Source organism: Roseovarius nanhaiticus, assembly GCF_900156535.1.
GTDB lineage: Bacteria > Pseudomonadota > Alphaproteobacteria > Rhodobacterales > Rhodobacteraceae > Roseovarius > Roseovarius nanhaiticus.
Genome location: NZ_FTNV01000002.1, coordinates 492,838 through 518,329, shown reverse-complemented (window position 1 = coordinate 518,329; position 25,492 = coordinate 492,838). Strand labels below are relative to the sequence as shown.

The window sequence follows — 25,492 nt, the reverse complement described above, 5'->3', positions numbered from 1 at the left end:
GGCACTGGCGCATTACCGGGCTTGGAAACGGGCATTGCCCGCAACCCGCCAGACGGTGAAATAAGGCTACGCTTCGCGGCGCGGCCGACCGGCGCTTCTCCGCCATTTTTCCACTTTTGTGCCATGGCCCTTGCTTATTGCGTGGTAAAGGCGCATGTGACCCAAGCGACGTTACCTTTATCGGCATCACTGCTCCTCTAACCGAGACAGTCATTCGATCTTGCACTGACTTGGCCGACCTGCCGCATTCTGCGGGCAGACTAAATTTAGGAGTAAGACGATGGCTAATGGCACCGTCAAATGGTTCAACACAACTAAAGGCTTCGGCTTTATCGCGCCCGATGGTGGCGGCAAGGACGTTTTCGTCCATATTTCTGCCGTCGAGCAGGCAGGTCTGACCGGCCTCAATGACGACCAGAAAGTGACGTTCGACGTCGAAGCGGGCCGTGATGGCCGCGAAAGCGCGACCAATATCGCTCTGGCCTGAGGCTACCCCTTTCGGGTATTCGACGATCTGAATTTTTGGAAAGGCGCATCCGCAAGGATGCGCCTTTTTGCTGTCTGCAAATTTTCTGTGCGGGCCAATATTCAAAAAACGAGCAACGCAAAACGGCGGCGCATGATGCGCCGCCGCCGTTGTTTTCGGGATTTCGGCTCAGGCGAAGTACCAGTCCTCGTCATCTTCGTCAGGCGCATTGCCGTTCAGCGCGTCGTCGCTCACGTCGTCGGCATCTTGGGTCATGAGGGCGAGGGCGTCCTCGGTCGTGATGCCGCTCTCATCCTCCGCATGGCCGCTATAGGCGGGCAAATTGTCAGCCGCTGCCGACGCATGCCAACCCTGCCATTGAGCATGCCCACCGATCGTCCCGCCGGAGCCTTTGGTGCCGCCGGAGCCTTTGGTGCCGCCGGATCCCTTGGTGCCGCCGGAGCCTTTGGTGCCGCCGGAGCCTTTGGTGCCGCCGGAGCCTTTGGTACCGCCGGATCCCTTGGTGCCGCCGGAGCCTTTGGTGCCGCCGGATCCCTTGGTGCCGCCGGAGCCTTTGGTACCACCGGAGCCCTTGGTACCGCCGGAGCCCTTGGTGCCGCCGGAGCCCTTGGTACCGCCGGATCCCTTGGTGCCGCCGGAGCCCTTGGTGCCGCCAGCGCCTTGGCCATCATCCGGCGCGTCGTCGTCGGCGTTGCTCATGTCGTCGTTCGGGTCGGCGTCAAGCGACGTGACCTTCAGGACCAGCGGGTTTTCGGTGTCGCTATCGACGATCATTGCGATGCTGTCGAGGTCAATATCCTCGAGGCTCAAAGGCCCGTCGCTCGACCATAATGTGAAGTTGACTGTTTGGACGTTGCCCTCGGTGCTGTCCGGCACGAGGCCGAATTGCAGGCCGATGTCGTATCCTTCTGGGACGCTTGCGCCATTCGCCAAGGTTGTGACGTTATTGGCATCGGTCTGGATGTCGGTGACTTCGCGTTGGTTCTCTTCGGGAAAGAAGTTCAGCGATTTCAGCAGGCTGTCATCCGCCAGGTTCAGGAAGATGCCGTCTATATCGGCCTGATCCGACAGGAAGGTTGTCGGAGTAAGATTGAAGAAAAGCGTACCAGTATCGGTCTCGCTGATTGTGACATCGACCGCGGGCTGATCGCCCAGTTGCAGGGTGATCGTGGTCTTGCCCAGCGTTTCGGTGCCGCCCTTGACGCCGCCGGATCCCTTGGTGCCGCCGGATCCCTTGGTGCCACCGGAGCCTTTTGTGCCGCCAGACCCCTGAGTACCCTTGGTTCCCTTTATGCCGTCAGATCCTTTGGTCCCTTTGGTGCCACCGGAGCCCTTGCTGCCAGCAGATCCTTTGGTTCCGCCGGACCCCTTGGTCCCTTTGGTACCATCAGAGCCCTTGGTGCCCTTAGTGCCCTTAGTGCCCTTAGTCCCGGCAGAGCCCTTCGTCCCGCCGGAGCCGGCCTTGCCGTCATCGTCGTTCTTGCCGCCGCCCATCTGGCTGGCGAGATGCGTGTCGTACCACTTGGCAAAGCTGTCGCCCTCGACGCCGCCATTGTAGTAGGATTTGCCCGCGCTCGCCTTGTCGTGGCCCGATCCCTTGGTGCCGTTGGACCCGCCCGAGCCCTTTTTGCCGCCGAAATGTTTTCTACCCATGAAACTTGCCTTCCCAACTCGTAACTGAACGATCCAGCGCGCGGGAAAGAGCGCCAGAGGCGGCAGGTTCCCAGCGGTTTGGTCAGGGGAAAAGAGGTACGAGAGCTTGAGCGAAGCAGGCAATAAAAGATTTAAATTGAGGTAAAATATGGACTTTTCCGGGCAGCCCCGGAAACAATCCATTGGTGATTAGGGCATTGCCGCGTCTAGGTGGTCAATTGCCCTCATGCGGTCGCGCCAGTGACACGAAAGGCGATTCGGTTTGCGATATCGCTTTCAAAGAATCGCCACGATTGGTTGCTAGGATAGGCCCGGCGCGGCATTGGCAGTGCGGCATCCAAGACAGCGCGACAAGGCAAGGGGCCTTCATGGGCAAGAAAAGCAATGCAAAGCGCCTGGCGCGGCTGATCGCCGCCGCCGAAGCGCATTTCGGCGAGGCGGTCATCGACAGCTCGGCCCCCGGCGGAGAAAGCCGGGCAAGCTGGCGTCTTGTCATGCCCAGCCGAAGTGTCATCGGTACACTGCGCCCCAATTTCCGGCGGACCCACCTCGAGGCATTTGCGCTGACGCATATCGGCGCGCTGTCGGATGATGTGCCACAATGCCTGGGCGTGGTGGGCGAGATCATGTTCCAATCCGATGTCGGGGGTCGCAGGCTGAATCAGGAGATCGTCAAGCTGGGCCGCGCGCAAAGGGCCGATACCGCGTATCAGGCTGTGGCCGCGATCTTTCGCATTCAGGCGGCGGCCCGTGCCGCAGGCTTGAACGAGCAGATGCCGCATCTGGGCATCAATGCGGACTGGATTGCCAATTTCGCGGATGGGGTAGAGGCGCTGGCGCCCTATTCGCAAGGGCGCGGCATGGGGATCGACCGGGCCGCATTGGCCGAGGCGGCGCTGCGCCCGGCGGTGCAATTCGTCAAATGGGATTGCCGATCGGGCAACGCGGCCATGGGCCCCGATGACAAGGTGCGCTGGTTCGATCTGGAATATTGCGGCGTGCGTCACGGCGCCGAGGATCTGGCGTGGCTCCTCGGGGACGAGGCTTGGCCCGTTCCGCCCGACCAGATGGAAGACATGATCGTCTCTGCCTTCGACGCCTCCGGCCCTCACGCGCTGGAGCCGTATCTGGATTACCTGTCGCTCTATACCACACTGCACGTGCTGCAACGTTTCCAGCTGATCATTGACGAGGCGCAAAGCCGGGGCTGGCTGTCCAAGACCCGAATCCGTAGCCGCGACGATGTGGGGGTGCATCCCGAATTTGCCGCGCATCTGTGCCGGGTAGGAGCGCATTTCGCGCAGCGCAACGCCCTGACCGCGCCATTGCAGCGTGATTTCGAAGAGGCCGAGACGGTGTTTTGCCAAATTCTCAGCCGGGCGGCAGGGGGCAGACCCGACCAAATGAGGGTGCCGGCGTGACGGCGCAGACGGCAAGCGCGCAGGATGGCGCGGATCTTAGCGTCGAGATCGTCGACGACATCGCCCGGTTTCGCGCGCTCGAGCGCGAGTGGAAGGCGCTGGAGGCATCCGACCCGGAGGCGACCGTGTTTTTGTCTTGGGACTGGATGGAGCAGGCTTTTGCCGGGCGGCCCTATCGGTGGAGCGTTCTGGTGGCACGCCCGCGCGGCGGCGGCGCGATGGCCGCAGTTCTGCCCCTGAAATACAGCACAAGGTGGAGTGGGTCGAACGGGGCCTTTCAGACCTATCTCGAAGGCGGCGGGCGCCTTTTGCACAGCGATCTGGCTGGGCTTTTGTGCGATCCCGCGCAGGAGGAGGCCGCCATCGCCGCGCTGGCCGCGCGACTGATGCGCCTGCCGTGGGCGCGTCTGTCGCTGCGTCACATGGCGCAGTTGGGCCGTGCCGCGCGCCTGCTGGCCGCGTTTCGCCGCAACGGCTACCGGGCCGAGGCGCCGCCCGAGCGCAGCGCCGACGGCAAGATCGACCGCCTCGTCGCGCCTCGCGTGGCGCTGCCGGACAGTTTCGACGATTGGCTGGACAGCAGTGTCGCGTCCGAGGTCGCATCGCGCTATCGCAGCTTCAAGACGCGGCACTTCACAAGCGGCGCCTACAGGTTCACCCATTCCGACACCCCCGGTTTCCAGGCCGATCTGGCGATGCTGCGCGCGATGCGGGCAGCCAAGGGCGCGCAGGTGCGGGACGCGGCGGCACAAAAGGCCGCGGACCTTGCGCAGACCGCGTTCGACCGCATCCTGACCGCCGCACTTGAGATCGACGCGCTTTTTCTGCCGATCCTTTGGCGCGGGGATGTGCCGATTGGTGCGCTGGGCCATGTGCTGGACCCGCGGCTGGGAATGATGCATTTCGTGACGGCCGCTCAAGACCCAGCCGCTTCCGAGCCTTTCATTGCCGCGGCGCTGCATTTCCATTCCATCGAATGTGCGATTTTTCTGGGCTGCGACACTTATGATTTCGGGCGCGGGGACGAGCCCTACAAATTTTCCTATGGTGCCAAGTCGCGCCGCCTCACCTCGCTCCTGATCACGCGGGAGGCGGGCGTTTCGCCGGGCGATTTCGACAGCATCTGCACCGGCGGGGCGCTGGAGCAGATCGACGGGTTTTTCGAGGCGGGCAAGACAGACCGCGCGCGCCGTGCCTGCCGCCAACTCGCGCGCCTCTTCAGCTGAGACCGCCACGGCCTTGCCATTCGGCCTGCGCCCTCGCACCATGCAGGCAAACGCGGAACGAGAGGGCAGATAATGGACAAGGTTGCACTGATATCGGGCGGCAGCCGGGGCATCGGCGCCGAGGTGGCCGCAAAGCTGGCGGATGCGGGCTGGCGCCTGTCGCTGGGGATGCGCCGCCCTCAGGACGCCGATGCGCGCTGGGCGCAGCACCATGTCTGTGCCTTCGATGCGATGGAGGCGAACGAGGCCGCATGGGCCGAGGCCGCGCTGGGCCATTATGGCCGTATCGATGCCGTGATCTGCTGCGCCGGGATCATCGAGCTGGGCGATGTGATCTCGCTGGGCGAGGCCGATCAGACCGCGATGATGGAGGTCAACGTCAATTCGCCCCGCCGCCTCGTGCGCGCGGCATGGCAGGCGCTGGGCCGCTCGGGCGAGGGGCGGGTGATCATGCTGGCCTCGCTCTCGGGCAAGCGTGTCGCCTCGGCGGCCAGCGGCGCTTATTCGGTGTCAAAATTCGCCGCGGTCGCACTGACCCACGGTATCAGGCAGGCCGGATGGGACAAAGGTATTCGGGCCACCGCGATCTGCCCCAGCTACGTCAACACCGACATGGCCGGCGCGATCACGGATTATTCGGCGCAGGACATGACCCAGCCCGAGGATGTGGCGCGGATGGCCCTTCTGGCGCTGAACCTGCCGAACACCGCCTCGATCGCTGAAATGGCTGTATCGTGCAAGGCGGAGGCAAGCTACTGATCTACGTCAGCGTGCTGCAAAATGCCTCGATGCGGTCCATTGCCTGCGTCAGCTCGGCCTCCGAGGCGGCATAGCTGACGCGGAAATAGGGGCTTTGGCCGAAGGCCGCGCCGTGCACGCAGGCGACGCCGCCCTCCTCCAAGAGGGCCATGACGAAATTCTCGTCGGTGTCGATCTTGCGACCCTTGGGCGTGGTCTTGCCCAGGTAAGCCTCGCAGGAGGGAAAGACATAGAAGGCACCGGGCGGGGTGGGGCAGGTCATGCCGGGAATGGCATTGAGGCGCTGGACCACCAGATCGCGGCGGCGTTTAAACGCATCCCGCTGGCGCGCGATGGCGTCCTGCGGGCCGGTCAGCGCGGCATGGGCCGCCCATTGGCAGGGCCGCGCCGCGCCGCTGGTCAGTTGCCCTTGCACCAGCGCCATCGCATCGATCAGCGCCTGTGGCCCGGCCGCATAGCCGATGCGCCACCCGGTCATCGCATAAGCCTTGCTGACGCCGTTCATGGTGAGCGTGCGGTCCTTCATGGCAGGCGCGGCGGCGGCCATCGTGGCGAAGGGCACGCCGCCATAGATGAGGTGCTCGTACATGTCATCCGACAGCACCCAGACGTCCGTGTGCCGCTCCAGCACATCGGCCAGCCCGCGCAGATCCTCTGCCGAATAAACCGCGCCCGAGGGATTCGAGGGGGAGTTGAGGATGAGCCAGCGGGTCTTCTCGGTGATCGCCGCCTCCAGCGCGGCGGGCGTGAGCAGAAACCCGTCCTCTTCGCGCGTCGGCACCACCACGGGCACAGCGCCCGTCATTTCGACCTGCTGGGTGTAGCTGACCCAATAGGGCGCAGGCACGATCACCTCGTCACCGGGATTGAGCGTGGCCAGCAATGCGTTGGCGATCACCTGCTTGCCACCCGTGCAGACGATGGTCTGCGAGGGCGCATAATCCAGCCCGTTCTCGCGCTTGAACTTCTCGGCAATGGCCTCGCGCAGCTGGGGGATGCCGGGGATGGGTGTGTATTTCGTCTCGCCCCGCGCCACGGCCTCGGCGGCGGCGGTCTTGACGTGATCCGGCGTGTCGAAATCCGGCTCGCCGATCGACAGCGAGATGATGTCATGGCCCTGACCGCGAAGATCGCGCGCCTTTTGCGTGATGGCGATGGTCGCGGCGGGCTGAATGCGCGAGAGGGCGGTGGATTTGCGAAACTGGGTCATATCTGCGGGCCTTTGCTGAGTTGCCCGAACCATCGGGCAGGCGCCCGCGAACTGCAAGCCGGTCAGGTGCCGAAGACGGACCAGCCGGTGAAATTCGCAAGCCGGTGCGCGGCCTCGGTACCGGCCTTGGAATTGCCGTAGTGATTGAGGCCCGGCGACCAGACCGCGATGGACGCCTTGCCCGGCGCGATCATCAGGATGCCGCCGCCAACGCCGCTCTTGCCCGGCAGGCCGACGCGATAGGCGAAATCGCCCGACCCGTCGTAATGGCCGCAGGTCATCATCAAGGCGTTGATCCGGCGCGCCCGGCGCGCGGAAATCAGGCGCGGTGCACCCTCGAGCCCGGACAGCATCCGTCCGGCGCTGGCCAATTGGTCTGTCGTCATGGCGATGGCGCATTGGTGCATGTAGGTGCCCAGCGTCAGATCGGGATCGTTCTGCAGGTTGTCGAAGGAATAGAGGTAATGCGCCAGGGCCGCGTTGCGATGGCCCGTCGCCTCCTCGGAGGCGGCGACATGCTTGTCGATATGAATGTCGCTGTCTTCCGCCGCCGCGCGGATGAATTGGATCAGCTCGGCCAGCGCGTCGCGCGGCTGGCGGCCATCCAGTAGCGCGTCGGTGGTCACGATTGCCCCCGCGTTGATGAAGGGATTGCGCGGGCGGCCGCGTTCTTGCTCCAATAGTGCGATGGAGTTGAAGGCCGTGCCCGATGGCTCGCGCCCGACCCTCGCCCAAAGTGCATCACCGATGCGCCCCAAAGCCGCGGCGAGTGTAAAGACCTTGCTGACACTCTGGATTGAAAACCGCTTGTCATGTTGGCCCGCCGAGATCGTGCGACCGTCTGCCATAGCGACCGAGATCGCGAATTGCGCAGGGTCCACGGCGGCAAGCTCGGGGATGTAACCGGCGGGCGTGCCCCAGTCGGCGGCGGCATGCATGTCATCGTTCAGCTGGTGCAGGAACTCCTGCAGGCCTTCGGGGAAGGTGTCACTCATGGGTGGGCCGATGGAAAGCAGGCCAGCCCGGACTCAAGCCGACGGCGCCGGGCGAGAGCCTGCCCGTTCCGGCGGGCTGGCGCGTCTGCTATCGCCCGCTGAGAAGTGCGGAAGGAGGGACTTGGCTGAGATAAAATGCTCGTCACCTCGGTTGCTGCGCCACCCAACGGGCAGCCGCTCACCCGGCTTGCGACGCTCTGTCTGCCTGTACCTTTGTCCGTCATCCGGCGTCCTTCCCGGCGCGTGCCTTCAGGTGTTGAACAGAAAATGCAGCACGTCGCCGTCCTTGACGATATACGACTTTCCCTCGGCGCGCATCTTGCCCGCTTCCTTGGCCGGTTGCTCACCACCCAGACGCACGAAATCATCATAGGCGATGGTCTCGGCGCGGATGAAACCGCGCTCGAAATCGCCGTGGATGACGCCCGCGGCCTTGGGTGCGCTGGTGCCGGTGCGGATGGTCCAGGCGCGCGCCTCCTTGGGGCCGACGGTGAAATACGTCTCCAAGTGGAGTAGCTCGTAGCCTGCTTTGATGAGGCGGCTGAGGCCCGCCTCATCAAGGCCCATCTCACTCAAAAACATCTCAGCCTCTTCGGCGTCGAGCTGGCTGATCTCTTCCTCGATCTGGGCGCTGATGACGACATGGCTGTTGCCCTCGGCGGCGGCCATCTCGGCCACCTTGGCCGAGAGCGCATTGCCCTCGGCGGCGTCCGCCTCGCCCACGTTGCAGACGTATAGCACCGGTTTGGTGGTCAGGAGTTGCAGCATTTTCCACGCGCGCAGGTCTTCGTCATCGACATCCACGGTGCGGGCCGGTTTGCCCTCTTCCAGCGCCGCAAGCGCGGACTTCAGAAGGCGCTCCTGCTGGACAGCCTCCTTGTCGCCGCCGCGCACCTTGCGAGTGATGTTCTGCATCCGCTTTTCTATGCTGTCGATATCGGCCAGCATCAGCTCGGTCTCGATGGTCTCGGCGTCGGCGACGGGATCGATACGGTTCTCGACATGGGTGACGTCGCCATCTTCAAAGCAGCGCAGCACATGCGCGATGGCATCGACCTCGCGGATATTGGCGAGGAATTGGTTGCCCAGACCTTCGCCCTTGCTCGCGCCCTTCACCAGGCCCGCGATATCGACGAAGGTCATGCGCGTCGGGATGATCTGCTTGCTGCCCGCGATCCCGGCCAGAGTGTCCAGCCGCGCATCCGGCACGGCGACATCGCCCACATTCGGCTCGATCGTGCAGAAGGGGAAGTTCGCGGCCTGCGCGGCGGCGGTGCGCGTCAGCGCGTTGAAGAGCGTCGATTTGCCCACATTGGGCAAGCCCACGATACCCATTTTGAAACCCATGACGCCGCTCCCGATGCAAAAGTCACGGCATCTAGGGCAGAGGGGCGCATGGCGTCAAGCAGACCATTGATTTCCACCGGCGCTTGGGCCAAACCCGGTTGCATCAATCAGAGGGACCGCCATGAGCCGTATCGACGCCAAATTCGCCGAGTTGCAATCCGCCGGGAAGAAGGCATTCGTGGCCTATGTCATGGCCGGGGATCCCGATTTCGACACGTCGCTGGAGGTGGTCAAGGGCCTTCCCGGTGCGGGCGTCGACATCATCGAGTTGGGCCTGCCCTTCACCGATCCGATGGCCGATGGGGAGACGATCCAGCTGGCGGGCCAGCGTGCGCTCAAGGGCGGCATGACGCTGAAACGGACGCTCGAGATGGCGCGCGAGTTCCGCAAGGGTGACGACACGACGCCCATCGTGCTGATGGGCTATTACAACCCGATCTATAACCACGGCGTGGACAGGTTTCTGGTGGACGCCAAGGAAGCGGGCATCGACGGGTTGATCGTCGTGGACCTGCCGCCTGAAGAAGATGACGAGCTGTGCATCCCCGCGCAGGCGGCGGGCCTAAACTTCATCCGGCTGGCAACGCCCACCACGGATGACATGCGCCTTCCCAAGGTCATGCAGAATACCTCTGGCTTCGTCTATTACGTCTCGATCACCGGTATCACCGGCGCCGCCGCCGCCGAGGCGGGCGACGTCGCCCCCGAGGTCGCGCGCATCAAGGCGGTCACCGACCTGCCCGTGATCGTCGGCTTCGGCATCCGCACGCCCGAGACGTCCAAGGCGATTGCAGGCGTCGCCGATGGCGCGGTCGTCGGCAGCGCCATCGTGGCCAAGCTGGCGGCAGGTGACAGCCCCGCAGACGTGCTGAGCTTCGTCAAGGGGCTGGCCGACGGCGCCCATTCCGCCTGACACCGCGCCATGCCGAGCGCGTCCCTCAAAACCCCGCTTGGCGCCCTTTGCGTCACGGAAGAGCACGGCGCGATCACCTCGCTCGCTTGGCACGACGCATTTGTGCAGGATGACACGCCGCTCCTGCGGCGGTCGCTGGAACAGCTCTCTGCCTATTTTGCGGGCGATCTGACCGAGTTCGATCTGCCGACGCGCGTGGCCGGCAGTGCCTTCCAGCGCGAGGTTTGCGCCGCCATCGCCGCCATCCCCCATGGCGAGACGCGCAGCTACGGCGATCTGGCCCGCGCGCTCAAGGCACCCGCGCAGGCCATCGGCACCGGCTGCGGCGGCAACCCGATTCCAATCATCATCCCCTGCCACCGCGTTCTGGGAACAAGCGGGCTCGGCGGATTCTCGGGCAAGGGCGGGGTCGAAACGAAGGTCTGGCTGCTTCGGCACGAGGGCGCGAGCGGGCTGCTGATTTAGACAGGTAGCGCTGCGAAGCCATCGGGTTTGAAGCGCACCTTTGCCTTCGGACCACGTGGGTCCAGATCGTAGAGCTTCGCACGGCTTGTCAAATAGGCGCGCCATGTCTTGTCCGGCATGTCGCCGATGCGTGTGCCGTGCTTCTGACCCATCAGCCTTCCTAGATCCGCGATCGGAATGCCTTGTCCTGCCTCGCTACCGCTGGCGATCATCTTGCGAATGTTCCAATCAAGAACCGAGCAGTTGCGCACCGCGGGTCTTGAGGTAGGTGGCTGCGCAGCGAGCTTCCCACCTTCGAGGGTCGCGAACTCGGAGCAGGCGAGGCGGAAGCACTCAGGTGCTTTTGCCTCTCCAAGGCCGAGAACATGCAGACCGCGCTCTCGCTGACGAAGCACGAGATGCGAGAAATCGCCGTCCGATGTGGCGATCACGAAGGTGCTCAGATCGCCCGTCATGGCCAATTCCATCGCATCGATGCAAAGAAGGATATCTGCGGCGTTCTTGCCTGCTCCGGCATGGAACAGCCGGTAGCCCGGCGTTTTGAGCCATTCGCAGGACGGATTCAGCCCGGCATAGACACGGGCTACGTCAACGCGGCCCAGCTTGCCTGCTCGGGACAGTATTTCATTCGCATGCGCTGCGTTGATGTTGTCGCCATCGACCAGAACGGCGATCCGCTGCGTCCCCATAACAACGCCCTCTGCAAATCATTGTCGTTTCACCGACTAGCGTGTCAATGGGGCAGTAGTTTGACAGAATTCGGGAGGCGCTGTTGCCGTGGTGTCAGCCTCGCCGCTCCGGCACGATCTGCTGCACCACACCCGCGCCCAGCAGGTAGACTGAACTGATGACCAGTCCCCAATGCGCCCAGCTTTCGGGGTGGAAGTCGACCCAGGCTGCCCAGCCGGCGAAAAACGTCCAGATGAAGATCATCGGCAGCGAGATGGCGCGCCAGCGTTTGGTGCGGACGGGGTGGATGAATTTCAAAGGCAGGAACATCGCCACGGCCAGCACAGTCACCAGGCCCAGCGTGAACCAGAAGGGCGGCGACGTCGCGAAGAGGACCAGCACCAGCATGTTCCAACAGCCGGGAAAACCGCGAAAGGACTTGTCTTCGGTCTTCATGCTGCGGTCGCAGAAATACATCGCGCTGGCGAAGGTGATCACGATGATTGCGGCCCAGCCTGTCCAGCCCGGCAATAGCCCCGATTTGAACAGGGCGAAGGCGGGAATGAAGGCGTAGGTGATGAAGTCGATGATCATGTCGAGCAGATTGCCGTCAAAGCGCGGCGCGTATTTGTCGACCTCGTATTTGCGGGCCAGCGGGCCATCGGCGCCGTCCACCGCGAATGCGACGACCAGCCAGACAAACATCATGCCCCATTGCTCGTCCGCGGCGGCGAGCATGGCGAGCATGGCAAAGACGATGCCGGTCGCGGTGAACAGATGGACGGAGAGGGCTTTGATTTCGCGTGTCATGGCGTCCCTATAGGCGGTGCGGCCCCGGCGGGCAATCAGGCTTTGGTGGCTCTGTTGCGATTGGCCTTGGGGTGGGCGCGGGCGTAGACCTCCATCAGGCGGGCCGTATCCACGGCTGTGTAGGCCTGCGTGGTCGAAAGGCTGGCGTGACCCAGAAGCTCTTGGATGGCGCGCAGATCGCCGCCCGCGTTCAGCAGATGCGTGGCAAAGCTGTGGCGCATCGCGTGGGGCGTCGCCGTGGCGGGCAGGCCCAGCTGCGCGCGCACCTGCGCCATGACGCCCTGGATCGCGCGCGGGCTGAGAGCGCCGCCGCGGGCGCCTTTGAAAAGGGGGCCATCCGCCGCGATGAGATGCGGGCAGGCGCGGATATAGGCGCTGACAGCGTCGCGTGCGGCGGGCAAAACTGGCACGACCCGCTCCTTGCCGCCTTTGCCGGTGATGCGCAGGCTGGCGGGGAGGGGTGCGTCGGCGCCCGTCAGGGACAGCGCCTCCGAGATCCGCAGGCCGCAGCCGTAGAGAAGGGTGATGACCGCCTGATCGCGCGCCGCGATCCAGGGTGTTAACGATTGCAGCTCCGCCGTCTCGATCACGGCCTTGGCAGCATCGACGCTCAGGGGGCGGGGCAACTTGCGCTGGAACTTTGGACTGCGGGTGGCCAGAACGGCGGTCGGCTCGAACCCCTCGCGCTCGGACAGCCAGCGGTAAAAGGATTTGACCGCCGACAATTTGCGCGCCAGCGATCTTGCGCCCACCTCTTGGCCGCGCATATGGGCCATCCAGGCCCGCATGTCCGATGTGGTCAGAACGCTAAGCGCGCCAAGACCCTGCTGCGCGCCCTTGTGCCGCGTGATGAAGGCCAGAAATTCGGCCACGTCACCCTGATAGGCGCTGATCGTGTTCTCCGCCGCGCCGCGCAGTGCCCGCTGGTGATCCAGCCACAGCTCCAATGCATCCCGCGCGGCGGGCGAGATCATGACAGCCAGCGCCGCATGGCCCGCTCGAAAACGCCCGCGAAAAAGGCCAGCAAATCTGTGCCCTGCTGCGGAGTGAACTGATGCGGATCCTCGGCCCCGAGAACCAGCATGCCGGGCAGGCGCCCTGATCCGAAATCGAGGCGCAGACACGCCTCCGAGCGGATATGCGCCGCGGCGTCGCCGTGCAGCGCGCCTTCGCCGCCGCTCAGCTGGCGCAGGGTCACAGGGCGCTCGCCGCTGCGCCCATTCTCGATATAGCGCGAGACGAAGCCCGGCTCTGCCACCGACAGCACATCGCCCAGTCGCTGCACGGCGGGGTCAGTATCGTCCTGCACCGATTCGAGGATCAGGCGCACCGATGACACGCGCAGGATATCGGCCACCTCGCCGCCCAGATTGTGCAGGAACGCCTCGAATTCGGTCGGGTCCAGCATGCGCAGGATGGCACGGTGGACCTGGTTCGTGCCGGCCAGGTTGTCATAGGCGGCGGCGATCACGCTGCGATGCGTGTCCTCCAGCCGGTCCAGCCGCGCCTCCAGCCGGTCCATCGCGATGCCGCGCAGATCGACGATATTACCGCCCATCGCCCGCTCGTTCGCGGCGATGAGGGCGTGCATAAGGTCTTGATCTTCAAGGATGACGTCGGGCTGGCTGATGATCCGCTCGCGCAGGTGATCGTCCATCTTGGGTTTGCTGCTCATGCTCACGCTCGTTTTTTTGGTTTTGACCGTCTTAGCATGAGGTTGTGGGGAAATCTTCATTTGATTTATGCGCGATGGGAGAAAGTTGCCGGGCTGGCGAACAGACGCTTGAGGTCATGAAAGATGTGGCGCTCTCTGTCGGGCGCCGATCTCGACCTAAATCTGTTGTTCGAAGAAGGTGTGAATCTGCTTCAACTTATTCGAGATCTCATCTGTAAGCTCTTCGATATCAGTCGCGCTGTTGCGCCAGGACGCAGTTACAAACAGCTGTTCGTCTCGTGCCATGACGGGTGTCGTGCAGCGCCCGGCCCCGCAATACACCACAAGCGGAAAATTCCCCGGATAGGGAGACAGCATTTGGCAACTGACGGTCTCTGGTTCGGAGGAGCGAGCGCACAGAAAGCTCTCGCCGCGGGCGATGATGGCATCCGTCCGGGCGAGGTTTTCTCGGTGCGATGCGGCCTTTGCCGCGGCAAGGGTCACCATATCCTCGCTGGCTGCCAGCCTCAGCTCCGTCAAATCAAGACCGGCAATCTGAGCGTCGATCCCGATGCTCGAGACGACGGGAATAGGATGCGCGCGCCCGTCGCGGGCCAGCTCTTCGACCTCAAGGCAAGTGCTGCTTTCAGGCCGCAAGAGGTGTGTTCCATCCGCGCGAAAGGCCCGAAAGATGGTGCCCCCGCGCCGCATAACCCCATCACGTCCCTTGAGCCCGAAATCGACGAAGCGGTAAAAGGAGGGGCAGTTCTGTTGCTGTTCTGGTGCCTGCGCCTGCGCCTGACTGGCGCAAATCACCACCAAGAGCGCAGCCGCTAATCTGTGCATTTTGCTCTCCAAGTCGGCCGAAAATGGGGCACGTAGGGACTGTAAGATCGTCATTGAGGGGGCGGGGAAATTGAGGCGTGGGCGTGAACACACAGCGAACCCCATGTTGAGGGCTGAAGCAATACCTCAGTCATCTCGTTGCGGCGCCGGAAAAGACCGCCCCAAGCGTCAGCGCACATGGCGCGCCTATTGAAAGGTAGACGGCGCCATAAAGCGGATAAGAACGGCGCACGTCTATTTTGTCATCTGGCCCGAGGTCAGCGACATGGGGTCCGCCGCGCCGACGATGGCTTGGCCACTCGGGGCGAGGCCAAGACGCTTGCAAACGGCCTCGGATGCGGTGTTGCCCGGCACGACGCCGGTCATGAAGTCTCCTAGGCCTGAGGTTTGTTCCATCGCCTGCATCGCCAGTGCGCCCAAGATCAGGGCCAGCCGTTCTCCGCGGCGGGCGGGATCTGTGGCCAGCATGCCCCACCATGCCTGCCGCCCGAGGGTGGGATGGCCCGGATGCGCGTATCTGGCCGATGCCGCGCAGGAGACCACCCGGCCCGCGTCATCCATGGCCACAAGGCAAACCGCCGGGAACATGAGCCCGCGCAACACATCGCCACTGGCAGGCAGCACTCCGCAGCCGAGGCACATCTCGGCAAGCGAGGTCATCACATCGGCGGGCGTGTCCGCATCCAATCGCACCAGCCTCAGATCAGTCGGCAGCGTATGCTCGGCCAGAATCGCGCCCGCCGCGACAAGCGCGGTATTCGATCCTTCCCATCTGAGGTAGTGCATCGCCGCGAGGCCGCGCGTATCAAGGCCCTGCTTTACCGCGTCGATATCGGCAACCGGAACGCAGCTGTAGCTGGAATACCCCTGCAAACGGCATAGCGCCGCAAGCTGATCTATATCCCCATCTTCCGGGGTCGAAAGAAGGACGGTGCGGCCGTAATAGCTGTAGCGCGGATCCTCGCGGGTCAGGTCCGCCATCGCCCGTCCACGCCGCAAAAGTGCGCGCTGTTCGTCACTGCCGAATACTTCGTTGAACATGCTGGCGCGCTCCTTGGAAAAAGGCACCGAGCCAGCCTGCGAAGATCCTGCGCCCGCTGTCAAAGAAATTCGGCGCCCGCTGCGTGAAGGAGGTCAGGCCTTCAGATACGCCCAGTAGCAAAACATCACGACCAAAACGATCACGATCTGCGCCACCATAGCCTTGATGAGAAACTTGGACCGTTTCGTGTCTTCGTCGACGTCGATCTTTTTCATGGGATGTCCTTTCGGGTCGTGCCGAGGCGGGACTGGATCGTGCCGGTCCACGGCTGCGGTATGCTACGCCTTCGTCTGCGGGATGTCCAACCGCGTGAGAGGGGTGCGCACCCAAGAAAAAAGGCCCGGCAGGATCAATTGCCGGGCCTTTTCTGCAATTTGATTGCGCGCGCCTCAGACGATCTTCTGACCCGTCTTGGCCCAATCTTTCATGAACTGGTCGAGGCCCGCATCTGTCAGCGGGTGGTCGGCCATCTTCTTGATCACGGCGGGCGGCGCGGTCATCACGTCGGCGCCGATCATCGCGGATTGGTAGGCGTGATTCACGGTGCGGATCGAGGCGGCCAGGATCTGCGTCTCGTAGCCGTAATTGTCATAGACCTGACGGATATCCGAGATCAGCTCCATGCCGTCGAGGTTGATGTCATCCAGGCGCCCGATGAAGGGCGAGATGAAGGTCGCGCCCGCCTTCGCGGCCAGCAGCGCCTGGTTGGCCGAGAAGCAGAGCGTCACGTTGACCATGTTGCCCTCGTCCGAGAGCACCTTGCACGCCTTGAGGCCGGCCCAGGTCAGCGGCACCTTGACCGCGATATTGCCCGCGATCTGCGCCAGCTTGCGGCCCTCGGCGATCATCTCGTCGGCTTCCAGCGCGACGACTTCGGCGCTGACAGGGCCATCGACCATCTCGGCGATTTCCTTGGTGACTTCCAGGATATCGCGCCCCGACTTCAGGATCAGCGACGGGTTGGTGGTGACGCCGTCGACCATCCCCAGGTCGTTCAGCTCCTTGATTTGATCGACTTCGGCGGTATCGACGAAAAATTTCATGGCGGCAGCCCTATCTGATGGATTGGAGTTTCTGGGACCATCGTCTATCCCATGCATGACCCCCGTGAAACCCCTCAAAGGAGCCGATGCCGCGTGACCGCCGGTCCTGATTTCTTCGATGCGGGCGCGCTGGTGGGCGTGCTGACGGCGCAGCCTCTGGACCGCGTGCTGGATTACCGCGCGCCCGAGGGTGGCTGCCATGTCGGCGCCTTCGTCGAAGTGCCGCTGGGGCCGCGCAAGGTGCTGGGCGTGGTGATGGGGCCGGGTGAGGGCGGGTATGATCTGGCGAAGGTGCGCAGTATCATCCGCGTGCTCGACGTGGCGCCGATGGCGGAGGAAATGCAGGCGTTCCTGCAAAAGGCGGCCGATTACACTTTGACGCCGATGAGCGCGATGCTGCGCCTCGCCACCCGCGCGCCGGGGCTGGGCGATCCGCCGTCGATGCGCAAGGTCTATCGTTTGGGCTATTCCGAGCCGAGCCGCGTGACCGACGCGCGCCAGCGCGTGCTGGATGTGCTGGAGGGGCAGGGCGATCAGGCGTTTACGCTGAAGGAACTGTCGGACGAGGCGGGCGTGACTTCCTCGGTCGTCAAGGGGCTGGTCAAACAGGGCGCGGTCGATGAGGTCGACACGCCGCGCGACACGCCCTACCGCCGCCTCGATCCGGCGCATGCGTCCAAGGATCTGACCGAGGACCAGCGCGCCTGCGCCCAAACGCTCGATACCGCCATCCAGACGAGCGCCTATGGCACGACACTGCTGCGCGGCGTCACCGGATCGGGCAAGACCGAGGTTTATCTTGAAGCGGTCGCGGCGACACTGCGCGCCGGGCGTCAGGCTCTGGTGCTGCTCCCTGAAATCGCGTTGACCGCCGAGTTCCTCACCCGCGTGCAGGAGCGCTTCGGCGCCAAGCCTGCCGAGTGGCATTCCGGCGTCACCATGACCGAGCGACGGCGCTGCTGGAAGATGGTCGGCGAGGGGGGCGCGCAGCTTGTCGTCGGCGCGCGCTCGGCGCTCTTTCTGCCCTTTCGCGATCTGGGCCTGATCGTCGTCGATGAGGAGCATGACACTTCCTACAAGCAGGAGGATGGCGTGCTCTACAATGCCCGCGACATGGCTGTCTTGCGCGCCTCCATCTGCGGCGCGCAGGTGGTTTTGGCCTCGGCCACGCCCAGCCTCGAGACCTGGGTCAATGCCGAGGCGGGCAAATACACCCGGCTCGACCTCAAGGCGCGCTTCGGCGTCGCCGTGATGCCCGAGTTGCGGGCTATCGACATGCGCAGCGAGGATCTGCCGTCCAATCGCTGGATCTCGCCCACGATGCAAGCGGCGGTAACGCAGCGCATCGAGCGGGGCGAGCAGTCGCTGCTCTTCATCAACCGGCGCGGTTATGCGCCCGTCACGATCTGCCGCGCCTGCGGGCATCAGGTGGGCTGCGATCATTGCGACGCCCGCATGGTCGAGCATCGCTTTCAAAAGCGTCTGATGTGCCATCAATGCGGCGAGACGAAGCCGATGCCCGAAAAATGCCCCGCCTGCGAGGTCGAGGGCAAAATGGCTCCCGTCGGGCCGGGGGTGGAACGGCTTGGTGAAGAGGCGGCGGCACTCTTCCCCGAGGCGCGCGTCGCCACGCTGAGCAGTGACATGTTCGCCAGCGCACGCGCGCTCAAGGAGCAGATCCGCGCTATCGCGGCGGGCGAGGCCGATATCATCATCGGCACGCAGCTGGTGGCCAAGGGGCACAACTTTCCGCTGCTGACGCTGGTTGGCGTGATCGACGCCGATCTGGGCCTGCAAGGCTCGGACCTGCGCGCGGCCGAGCGCACGTTCCAACTGATGCGGCAGGTCGCGGGTCGGGCGGGGCGCGCCGAGAAGCCGGGCGCGGCCATGCTGCAGACCTTCCAGCCCGAGCATCCGGTGATCCGCGCGATCCTGTCGGGGGATGAGGAAGGCTTCTGGCGGGCCGAAGCCGAAGAACGCCGCCACGCGGGCGTGCCGCCTTTCGGACGCATGGCGGGGATCATCCTCAGCTCGCCCGACATGCAGGAAGCCTTTGATCTGGGCACGCATCTGGCCCGTACTGACGCGCCCCTGCGCCAGATCGGCGCGCAGGTCTTTGGCCCCGCGCCCGCGCCCATCGCCCGGGTCAGGGGGCGGCACCGCGTGCGCCTTTTGGTCAAGGCGCCCAAGGGCGCGGCTTTGCAAGCGGCGCTGGCGCAATGGACCGGCGCGCTGAAATTGCCGAACTCTCTGCGCCTCAGCGTCGATATCGACCCGCAGAGCTTTTATTAGGGCGGGCCGGATCATGCGCAGTACCATATTGCCGGGCCATCCCGCGAACCTGCTGGGAAGCCTCTGGATGATTACCGCCATGGCGCTCTTTGCGGTCGAGGATTCCTTCGTCAAGGTCGCCTCCCAGACGGTGCCCGTGGGCGAGGTTCTGATCCTGTTCGGGCTGGGCGGCGCGGCGGTCTTTGCATGCCTGCTGGCCCTTCAGGGCAAGCCGCTGTTTCAGCCCGAGGTCGTCTCGCGCCCAATGCGTATCCGCGTGTGCTTTGAAGTGACCGGCCGCCTTTTCTGGGTGCTGGCACTGGCGTTGACGCCGCTGTCATCGGCGACTGTGATCTTGCAGGCAACGCCGCTGGTGGTCGTCGCGGGCGCGGCGCTGGTCTTTGGCGAGCGCGTCGGCTGGCGCCGCTGGAGCGCCATCGGAATCGGGATGACGGGCGTCATCGTCATCATTCAGCCGGGCCTCGACAGCTTTTCGGCGCTGTCAATCCTGGCATTGATCGCGATGGTCGGCTTTGCGGGCCGCGATCTGGCCAGCCGCGCGGCGCCTGCTTCCATCAGCACGGCGATCCTTGGCCTCTACGGCTTTCTTGCCATGGCGCTGGCCGGGCTGATCTATGCGCTGTGGAGCGGTGATGGCCTTGTCATACCGAGCGGGCATGCGGCGCTGCAACTGCTGGGCGCCATCGCGGGCGGTACCGTTGCCTATGCCTGTCTGATGAAAGCGATGCGCACCGGCGATGTCTCAGCGGTGACGCCCTTTCGGTACACGCGTCTCCTTTTCGGGATCGCGCTGGGCGTTGTGCTCTTCGGTGAAGAAATCACTGTGCCGATGCTTGTCGGATCGGGCCTGATCGTGGCCTCCGGCATCTTCATTCTCTGGCGCAGCCGCAAGATAGCAGCGTCCTGAGGGTGTACATTCCGCTCGCCAAGTTGCGCGTCCGGGCGTAAAGCAAATCCATGACACGCCTTGTTCGCCTTGCCGACGCCCGCGCGTTGCCGTTCTGGCGCCGCCCGATCACGCTGCTGTTCCTGATGGCGGCGGCGATGCCCATTGCCTTTGCCACATGGTCGGCTCTGCTCAATAACTTCGTGATCGAGGTGGCGCAGTTCGACGGTCAGGATATCGGCTGGCTGCATACGGTACGTGAGATCCCCGGGTTTCTGGCCATCGGGGTCATCGCCATCATCATCTTCGTGCGCGAGCAGGTTCTGGCGCTGGTATCTCTGATCCTCCTGGGCGTGGCCACGGCGATCACCGCGCAGTTTCCCACCATGGGCGGCATCCTGACCATAACCATGCTCAGCTCGATCGGGTTTCACTATTACGAGACAGTCAACCAATCGCTGCAACTGCAATGGATCGACCGCGCCCGTGCGCCGCAGATGCTGGGCTGGCTCTTGGCTGCGGGCTCGGGCGCGACGCTAATCTGCTATGGCCTGATCGTGCTCCTGTGGGAGCCGCTGGGCCTGACCTACACCATTGTCTACCTCATGTCGGGCGGGCTGACGGCGGCCATCGCGATCTTTGCCCTTGTCGCCTATCCGCAATTCGAGGCGCCCAATCCGCAGCTCAAGAAGATGATCCTGCGCAAGCGCTACTGGCTTTATTACTGTCTGCAATTCATGTCGGGGGCGCGGCGGCAGATCTTTGTCGTCTTCGCGGGCTTCATGATGGTCGAGAAGTTCGGCTTTGCGGTGCATGAGGTCACGGCGCTGTTCCTGATCAACTTGGTTGCCAACATGGCCTTTGCCCCGCTGATGGGCGCCGCCGTGGGCCGCTATGGCGAGAGGCGCACGTTGATCTTCGAATATGCCGGGCTGATGATCGTCTTTCTGGCCTATGGCGGCATTTACATGTTCGGCTGGGGCGTCGTGCTGGCCGCGACGCTTTACGTGATCGACCATCTGCTCTTCGCGCTGGCCTTGGCGCTCAAGACCTATTTCCAGAAGATCGCCGATCCGGGCGATATCGCGCCAACGGCTGCCGTTGCATTTACCATCAACCATATCGCGGCGGTGTTCCTGCCCGCGCTCCTCGGTGCGCTCTGGCTGATCTCGCCCGGCGCCGTCTTTGTCCTGGCCGCTGGCATGGCGGGGATATCGCTGCTACTGGCGATGCTGATCCCGCGCCATCCTGCGCCGGGGCACGAGACGGTGCTGACCCGCCTCGTCGCCGCTCCGGCGGAGTAACCCCCGAAAGGCCGCCATGCCCACCTATACCGCCCTCACGACCCTGACCGGCCAGACCAGCGCCGAGGCGCTGGCCGACGCGCTGGACGATCTGACGCCCGAACCGATGGGCGTCGGCACGTTTGAGATCGAGGATGGCAGCGGTACCTGGGAAGTCGGCGGCTATTTCGAGGAGGCGCCGGATATCGCGGGGCTTGCCCTGCTGGCGCAGGTGCATGGCGCGCGGCCCTTCGTGATATCCGAAGTCCCCGAGACCGACTGGGTCGCCCATGTGAAGCGCGAGTTGACGCCCGTCGCGGCGGGCCGGTTCTTTGTCTATGGCAGTCACGACGCCGACAAGGTGCCCGAGGATGCCGAGCCGCTTTTGATCGAGGCCGCCATGGCCTTCGGCACCGGGCACCATGGCACGACTCAAGGCTGCCTGCGTGCGCTCGACCGGCTTGCCGCGCAGGATGCGCCCCATGCCTCAATCGTCGATATCGGCTGCGGCACGGCGGTGCTGGCCATGGGCGCGGCGCGCGTCTGGCCCGGCACCGTATTGGCCAGCGATATCGACCCGGTGGCCGTGGATGTGGCACTGGTCAACGTGGCCGCCAATGATCTGGAGGGCCGCGTGCACTGCATCGTGGCCACTGGGCTCGATCACCCGGACTTGGCCGCCGCGGCGCCCTTCGATCTGGTCTTTGCCAATATACTCAAGGGCCCGCTGATCGATCTGGCACCTGCGATGACCGCGGCCATGGCGCCGGGCGGGCATGCGATTCTCTCGGGTATCCTGAACGAGCAAGCAGACGAGGTGCTGGAAGTTTATCTCCAAGTGGGAAACAGTCTGGCGCACCGCGAAGTCATTGGTGACTGGACCACGCTCACCTTGCAGAAAATTGTCTGAAAAGGCGCTGTAAAGCAGCCGAATTGAGGCAGTTGCCCCAGAATTGCCACAATTCGAACCTAGTTTTTCCTTGTGATCTGGCGGGGGGCCGGAAAACGGAAAGCTGCTATGTCTACATCGACGCAAATCAATTCGCAGGACGGATTCAATGACCGTCTGAAGAAGCTGCGCCGCTCGCATTCCCGTCTGGCTCGGGGCTATAATGCGCAGGTCGGGCGCGACGGGCTGATCGTGTTTCGGCCCAGACGCCGCCGCTCGGGGCTACCCTTGCGCGGCATCCTTCTCACAGTCGCCGCATTCTTCGGCTTCAAGGTGCTGGTTCTGATGCATCTGGGAGAAGTCACTTATACCGAGCGTGCAGCAGAGTTGATGAACGGCTCGGCAGCAGAGCAGATCGGTGGCTGGCTGATGCAGATCGACCCCGTGACCGCAGCCATTCAGGCCCAGATCGCTCCGCTATTGTAACCCTCTCCATTGTGGCTCTGTGTTTGGGGGCACGTGTCTTCAAGTTTCTGATTGTATTTTAACGAGTATCTTTTTTATTTCTCTATTTCGGCAAAGCCCTCGTGTCTTGGTAAGGCTTGGGGGCTTTTCTGTTTTTTCAAGCGTGGCGGGACCCCGCAACGCAAAACGCGCGCCTTTGGCAGAAGGGCGCGCGTTTCAGATGTTGGCCGGTCTGGCCGCAGTCACGTCGTTGCCTCGCATGCGAAGCCCGGAGCCATCCATCAACGGATGCGGAAATTGGCGACGTCGCCGCGTGTCAGGCCGATATCTTCCAGCTCTCGGTCGGTCAGAGCCGAAAGTGCCTTGCGCGTTGCGCGCGCGTCATTCCAAGCCGTGAAGGCCGAGAACATACGGGTAAGGCCGAGGCCGACGACGCCGGGCTCGATATGGCGGGGGCTGTTGAAGTCGATAGCGGACATTGTGCTAATCCTGTAAAAAATCAGAGCCGCGGATCGGCTCTGTTCCAAATCACTGCGACGGGATGATCCCCTTCGCTGCAGTGCAGATAGATGCGAGAAGGCACTCTGGCAATATCGGTTCTTGCATAGTCATCATGCATCGCGCGCATAGGTCGGCCAAAAGGGCCGTCAGCCTTTTTATTAACGTTCAGGTAGCATTTTTGCGCCGGTCGTCATGGCGTCTCCTCGCGTATGCCGCGATGCAGCATTCTGGCGCTCTGCGCTCTCCAACGTTGCGGCGATGTGCAAAGCCCTTGGCCCGCGTTCCCGTTTCGTGCTAGATCTATATCAAAGCCGCGGTACAGCGGTCTTCAGGCGCCGGAACATCACGGCAGGGCAGGGGCGTTTCAACATGCGGGTTCTTGGCATTGATCCGGGATTGCGAAATCTCGGCTGGGGCGTGATCGACGTCGATGGCAGCCGTCTGAGCCATGTCGCCAACGGTACGCTTCATTCGGTGGGCGACGAGATGCCAGCCCGCCTCCTGTCACTGTTCCAGCAATTGGGCGCGATCCTCATTCAATATGCCCCGCACACCGCAGCGGTCGAGCAGACTTTCGTCAACAAGGATGGCGCCGGCACACTCAAGCTGGGCCAAGCGCGCGGCATCGCGGTGCTCGCCCCGGCGCAATACGGCATCGAAGTGGGCGAATACGCGCCGAACAAGGTGAAGAAGACAGTCGTCGGCGTCGGCCACGCCAGCAAGGACCAGATCGCTCATATGGTAAAAATGCAGCTGCCCGGCGCGGTGCTGACCGGCCCCGACGCCGCCGACGCGCTGGCGATCGCGATCTGCCACGCGCATCATTTCACCAGCCGCGCGCGCATCGCCAAGGCGCTGGCATGATCGGGCGCATCGCGGGCCGCATCGACTATCGCGCCGCCGATCACGTGCTGATCGACGTGCGCGGCGTCGGCTATCTGGTCTTTTGCTCGGACCGCACGATGCAGGCGCTGCCCCGCGCGGGCGAGCACGCGGCGCTCTATACGGACCTTCTGGTGCGCGAGGATATTCTTCAGCTCTTCGGCTTTACCACGTTGGTCGAAAAGGAATGGCACCGCCTGTTGATGAGCGTTCAGGGCGTGGGCGCCAAGGCATCGCTGGCGATCCTGGGCACGCTCGGCCCCAATGGCATCGGGCGGGCGATCGCGCTGGGCGACTGGAATTCGGTCAAGGCCGCCAAGGGCATCGGCCCCAAGACGGCGCAGCGCGTCGTGAACGAGCTGAAGGACAAGGCGCCCGAGATCATGGCAATGGGCGCGGCCCCCGCGCCGGCGCCGGTTCTGCCAAGCGGTGAGGATGACGTGATCGAGGCGATCCCCGCAGCCCCTGCGCCTGTTTCCGCCGGTCCCGGCCCCCAGGCCGAGGCGCTGTCGGCGCTGACCAATCTGGGCTACGCCCCCGGCGAGGCTTCGGGCGCCGTGGCGCAGGCGGCGGGTGATATTCCGGACGCAAACGTCGCCGACCTCATCCGCGCCGCGCTGAAACTGCTGGCGCCGAAAGGGTAAGTGATGACCGAGCCGGACCCCACGCTCCGCCCCGAGAAGCTGGCCGAGGATGAGGGCCGCAGCCTGCGCCCCCAAGCGCTCGACGCCTTCATTGGCCAGGCCGAGGCGCGCGCGAACCTGCGCGTCTTCATCGCCTCGGCCCGACAGCGCGAAGAGGCGATGGATCACACGCTTTTTCACGGCCCGCCAGGTTTGGGCAAGACGACGCTGGCGCAGATCATGGCGCGCGAGCTTGGCGTCGGCTTTCGCATGACCTCGGGGCCGGTTCTGGCCAAAGCGGGCGATCTGGCCGCGATCCTCACCAATCTCGAGGCCCGCGACGTCCTTTTCATAGACGAGATTCACCGTCTCAATCCAGCGGTGGAGGAGGTGCTCTATCCCGCGCTCGAGGATTTCGAGCTGGACCTTGTCATCGGAGAAGGCCCCGCCGCGCGCACCGTCCGGATCGAGCTTCAGCCCTTCACACTCGTCGGCGCCACAACGCGGCTCGGCCTTCTGACGACACCGCTGCGCGACCGGTTCGGCATCCCGACGCGACTGCAATTCTACACGGTGGACGAGCTGCACGAGATCGTAGCCCGAAATGCCAAGCTCTTGAACATCCCCTGTGTGCCCGACGGCGCGCATGAGATCGCCCGCCGCGCGCGCGGCACGCCGCGCATCGCCGGGCGGCTCTTGCGACGCGTGGTGGATTTCGCGCTGATCGACGGCGACGGCACCATCACGCGCGATCTAGCCGATAATGCGCTGACGCGGCTCGGCGTCGATCACCTCGGCCTCGATTCAGCCGATCGGCGCTATCTGACCCTGATTGCCGAAGCCTATCAGGGCGGCCCCGTCGGGATCGAGACGCTCAGCGCGGCCCTTTCGGAGTCGCGCGACGCGCTCGAAGAGGTGATCGAGCCATACCTGCTGCAGCGCGGCCTGATTCAGCGCACCCCGCGCGGAAGGATGCTGACGCAAGGTGCATGGGCCCATCTGGGGCTCGCGCCGCCGAAACCTGCGGGGCAGGCCGATCTGTTTTGAGGGAAGGCGCCTGGATGGCCTATGGCGAATGAGTATTTTTGCCAAGATGAAGCTGCGTGCCGGTGCGCTTTTTCTTGGTGAAAA

27 protein-coding genes are annotated in these 25,492 nt (G+C 64.0%); 14 read left to right on the top strand and 13 right to left on the bottom strand.

The genetic code is table 11. The annotated features are described in order from the left end of the window. The first annotated feature begins 280 nt into the window (after positions 1–280). Positions 281–487 carry a cold-shock protein gene (locus BW975_RS12715; protein WP_076534562.1) on the top strand — a complete coding sequence of 69 codons (207 nt, stop codon included), beginning with the start codon at positions 281–283 and terminating at the stop codon, positions 485–487. Positions 488–655: 168 nt separating this feature from the next. Here the strand turns inward: BW975_RS12715 and BW975_RS18170 are convergent, their stop codons facing one another. Further along, the gene (locus BW975_RS18170) at positions 656–2,140 is read right to left on the bottom strand and encodes a hypothetical protein (RefSeq protein ID WP_217696927.1); all 1,485 of its coding nucleotides are present in this window, start codon (positions 2,138–2,140) and stop codon (positions 656–658) included. 368 nt (positions 2,141–2,508) lie between these two features. On the opposite strand from BW975_RS18170, the gene BW975_RS12705 reads away from it, so the two are divergent. The 3 genes from BW975_RS12705 (at position 2,509) to BW975_RS12695 (ending at position 5,546) form a co-directional block, all read left to right on the top strand. Next, complete coding sequence (locus BW975_RS12705) at positions 2,509–3,561, top strand: phosphotransferase (protein ID WP_076534560.1); 1,053 nt, start codon at positions 2,509–2,511, stop codon at positions 3,559–3,561. After that, positions 3,558–4,787, top strand: a complete 1,230-nt coding sequence (locus tag BW975_RS12700) for a GNAT family N-acetyltransferase (RefSeq protein ID WP_076534558.1) — start codon at positions 3,558–3,560, stop codon at positions 4,785–4,787. Before BW975_RS12705 ends, BW975_RS12700 begins: the two co-directional genes overlap by 4 nt. A gap of 72 nt (positions 4,788–4,859) precedes the next feature. Continuing rightward, a complete protein-coding gene (locus tag BW975_RS12695) occupies positions 4,860–5,546 on the top strand; it encodes an SDR family NAD(P)-dependent oxidoreductase (protein ID WP_076534556.1) in 687 nt (228 codons plus the stop codon). Position 5,547: 1 nt separating this feature from the next. On the opposite strand, the gene BW975_RS12690 is transcribed toward BW975_RS12695, so the two are convergent. The 3 genes from BW975_RS12690 to ychF form a co-directional block, all read right to left on the bottom strand. After that, positions 5,548–6,756, bottom strand: a complete 1,209-nt coding sequence (locus BW975_RS12690) for a pyridoxal phosphate-dependent aminotransferase (RefSeq protein ID WP_076534555.1) — start codon at positions 6,754–6,756, stop codon at positions 5,548–5,550. 62 nt (positions 6,757–6,818) lie between these two features. Next, entirely contained in the window at positions 6,819–7,751 is a 933-nt protein-coding gene (locus tag BW975_RS12685) for a glutaminase (protein WP_076534553.1), read from the bottom strand. Between the two features lie 249 nt (positions 7,752–8,000). Continuing rightward, complete coding sequence (gene ychF / locus BW975_RS12680; RefSeq protein WP_076534552.1) at positions 8,001–9,098, bottom strand: redox-regulated ATPase YchF; 1,098 nt, start codon at positions 9,096–9,098, stop codon at positions 8,001–8,003. A 121-nt stretch (positions 9,099–9,219) separates the two neighbouring features. Between ychF and trpA the strand changes: the two genes are divergently transcribed. Both trpA and BW975_RS12670 read left to right on the top strand, forming a co-directional pair. After that, complete coding sequence (gene trpA / locus BW975_RS12675; RefSeq protein WP_076534550.1) at positions 9,220–10,011, top strand: tryptophan synthase subunit alpha; 792 nt, start codon at positions 9,220–9,222, stop codon at positions 10,009–10,011. 9 nt (positions 10,012–10,020) lie between these two features. Beyond that, positions 10,021–10,476, top strand: a complete 456-nt coding sequence (locus BW975_RS12670; protein WP_076534549.1) for a methylated-DNA--[protein]-cysteine S-methyltransferase — start codon at positions 10,021–10,023, stop codon at positions 10,474–10,476. Here the strand turns inward: BW975_RS12670 and BW975_RS12665 are convergent. The 8 genes from BW975_RS12665 to fsa form a co-directional block, all read right to left on the bottom strand. After that, positions 10,473–11,165 carry an NYN domain-containing protein gene (locus BW975_RS12665; RefSeq protein WP_076534547.1) on the bottom strand — a complete coding sequence of 231 codons (693 nt, stop codon included), beginning with the start codon at positions 11,163–11,165 and terminating at the stop codon, positions 10,473–10,475. The genes BW975_RS12670 and BW975_RS12665 overlap by 4 nt on opposite strands. A 94-nt stretch (positions 11,166–11,259) precedes the next feature. Further along, the gene (locus tag BW975_RS12660; protein WP_076534546.1) at positions 11,260–11,955 is read right to left on the bottom strand and encodes a CDP-alcohol phosphatidyltransferase family protein; all 696 of its coding nucleotides are present in this window, start codon (positions 11,953–11,955) and stop codon (positions 11,260–11,262) included. 35 nt (positions 11,956–11,990) lie between these two features. Further along, complete coding sequence (locus tag BW975_RS12655) at positions 11,991–12,929, bottom strand: tyrosine recombinase XerC (protein WP_076534544.1); 939 nt, start codon at positions 12,927–12,929, stop codon at positions 11,991–11,993. Beyond that, positions 12,926–13,630 carry a DUF484 family protein gene (locus tag BW975_RS12650; protein WP_076534542.1) on the bottom strand — a complete coding sequence of 235 codons (705 nt, stop codon included), beginning with the start codon at positions 13,628–13,630 and terminating at the stop codon, positions 12,926–12,928. Before BW975_RS12650 ends, BW975_RS12655 begins: the two co-directional genes overlap by 4 nt. A 156-nt stretch (positions 13,631–13,786) precedes the next feature. Continuing rightward, positions 13,787–14,428 (bottom strand): hypothetical protein, encoded by a 642-nt coding sequence (locus BW975_RS12645; protein WP_170846603.1) that lies wholly within the window; start codon positions 14,426–14,428, stop codon positions 13,787–13,789. A 261-nt stretch (positions 14,429–14,689) separates the two neighbouring features. Continuing rightward, positions 14,690–15,496 carry a GNAT family protein gene (locus BW975_RS12640; RefSeq protein ID WP_076534539.1) on the bottom strand — a complete coding sequence of 269 codons (807 nt, stop codon included), beginning with the start codon at positions 15,494–15,496 and terminating at the stop codon, positions 14,690–14,692. A 93-nt stretch (positions 15,497–15,589) separates the two neighbouring features. Next, a complete protein-coding gene (locus tag BW975_RS18365) occupies positions 15,590–15,712 on the bottom strand; it encodes a hypothetical protein (RefSeq protein WP_272482024.1) in 123 nt (40 codons plus the stop codon). Between the two features lie 174 nt (positions 15,713–15,886). After that, a complete protein-coding gene (gene fsa / locus BW975_RS12635) occupies positions 15,887–16,540 on the bottom strand; it encodes a fructose-6-phosphate aldolase (RefSeq protein WP_076534537.1) in 654 nt (217 codons plus the stop codon). Between the two features lie 93 nt (positions 16,541–16,633). Here fsa and BW975_RS12630 point away from each other — a divergent pair, with 93 nt between their 5' ends. The 5 genes from BW975_RS12630 to BW975_RS12610 all read left to right on the top strand — a co-directional run bounded on the left by BW975_RS12630 (position 16,634) and on the right by BW975_RS12610 (position 22,376). Then, positions 16,634–18,832 (top strand): primosomal protein N', encoded by a 2,199-nt coding sequence (locus BW975_RS12630; RefSeq protein WP_418314354.1) that lies wholly within the window; start codon positions 16,634–16,636, stop codon positions 18,830–18,832. 13 nt (positions 18,833–18,845) lie between these two features. Next, positions 18,846–19,739 (top strand): DMT family transporter, encoded by an 894-nt coding sequence (locus BW975_RS12625; RefSeq protein ID WP_076534533.1) that lies wholly within the window; start codon positions 18,846–18,848, stop codon positions 19,737–19,739. Positions 19,740–19,789: 50 nt separating this feature from the next. After that, a complete protein-coding gene (locus BW975_RS12620) occupies positions 19,790–21,022 on the top strand; it encodes an MFS transporter (protein WP_076534531.1) in 1,233 nt (410 codons plus the stop codon). A 16-nt stretch (positions 21,023–21,038) separates the two neighbouring features. Further along, on the top strand, positions 21,039–21,911 hold the full coding sequence (locus tag BW975_RS12615; protein WP_076534529.1) for a 50S ribosomal protein L11 methyltransferase: 873 nt from the start codon (positions 21,039–21,041) through the stop codon (positions 21,909–21,911). Between the two features lie 108 nt (positions 21,912–22,019). Next, complete coding sequence (locus BW975_RS12610; protein ID WP_076534527.1) at positions 22,020–22,376, top strand: hypothetical protein; 357 nt, start codon at positions 22,020–22,022, stop codon at positions 22,374–22,376. Between the two features lie 260 nt (positions 22,377–22,636). Here the strand turns inward: BW975_RS12610 and BW975_RS12605 are convergent, their stop codons facing one another. Then, the gene (locus BW975_RS12605; protein ID WP_076534525.1) at positions 22,637–22,834 is read right to left on the bottom strand and encodes a DUF1127 domain-containing protein; all 198 of its coding nucleotides are present in this window, start codon (positions 22,832–22,834) and stop codon (positions 22,637–22,639) included. Between the two features lie 391 nt (positions 22,835–23,225). Here BW975_RS12605 and ruvC point away from each other — a divergent pair, with 391 nt between their 5' ends. The 3 genes from ruvC to ruvB are packed head-to-tail and all read left to right on the top strand — an operon-like array spanning position 23,226 to position 25,408. Continuing rightward, a complete protein-coding gene (ruvC, locus tag BW975_RS12600; RefSeq protein WP_076534523.1) occupies positions 23,226–23,720 on the top strand; it encodes a crossover junction endodeoxyribonuclease RuvC in 495 nt (164 codons plus the stop codon). Beyond that, on the top strand, positions 23,717–24,382 hold the full coding sequence (gene ruvA, locus BW975_RS12595; protein ID WP_076534521.1) for a Holliday junction branch migration protein RuvA: 666 nt from the start codon (positions 23,717–23,719) through the stop codon (positions 24,380–24,382). The genes ruvC and ruvA overlap by 4 nt, the downstream gene beginning before the upstream one ends. A 3-nt stretch (positions 24,383–24,385) precedes the next feature. Continuing rightward, positions 24,386–25,408 (top strand): Holliday junction branch migration DNA helicase RuvB, encoded by a 1,023-nt coding sequence (ruvB, locus tag BW975_RS12590; protein WP_076534519.1) that lies wholly within the window; start codon positions 24,386–24,388, stop codon positions 25,406–25,408. The last annotated feature ends 84 nt before the right edge of the window (positions 25,409–25,492 follow it).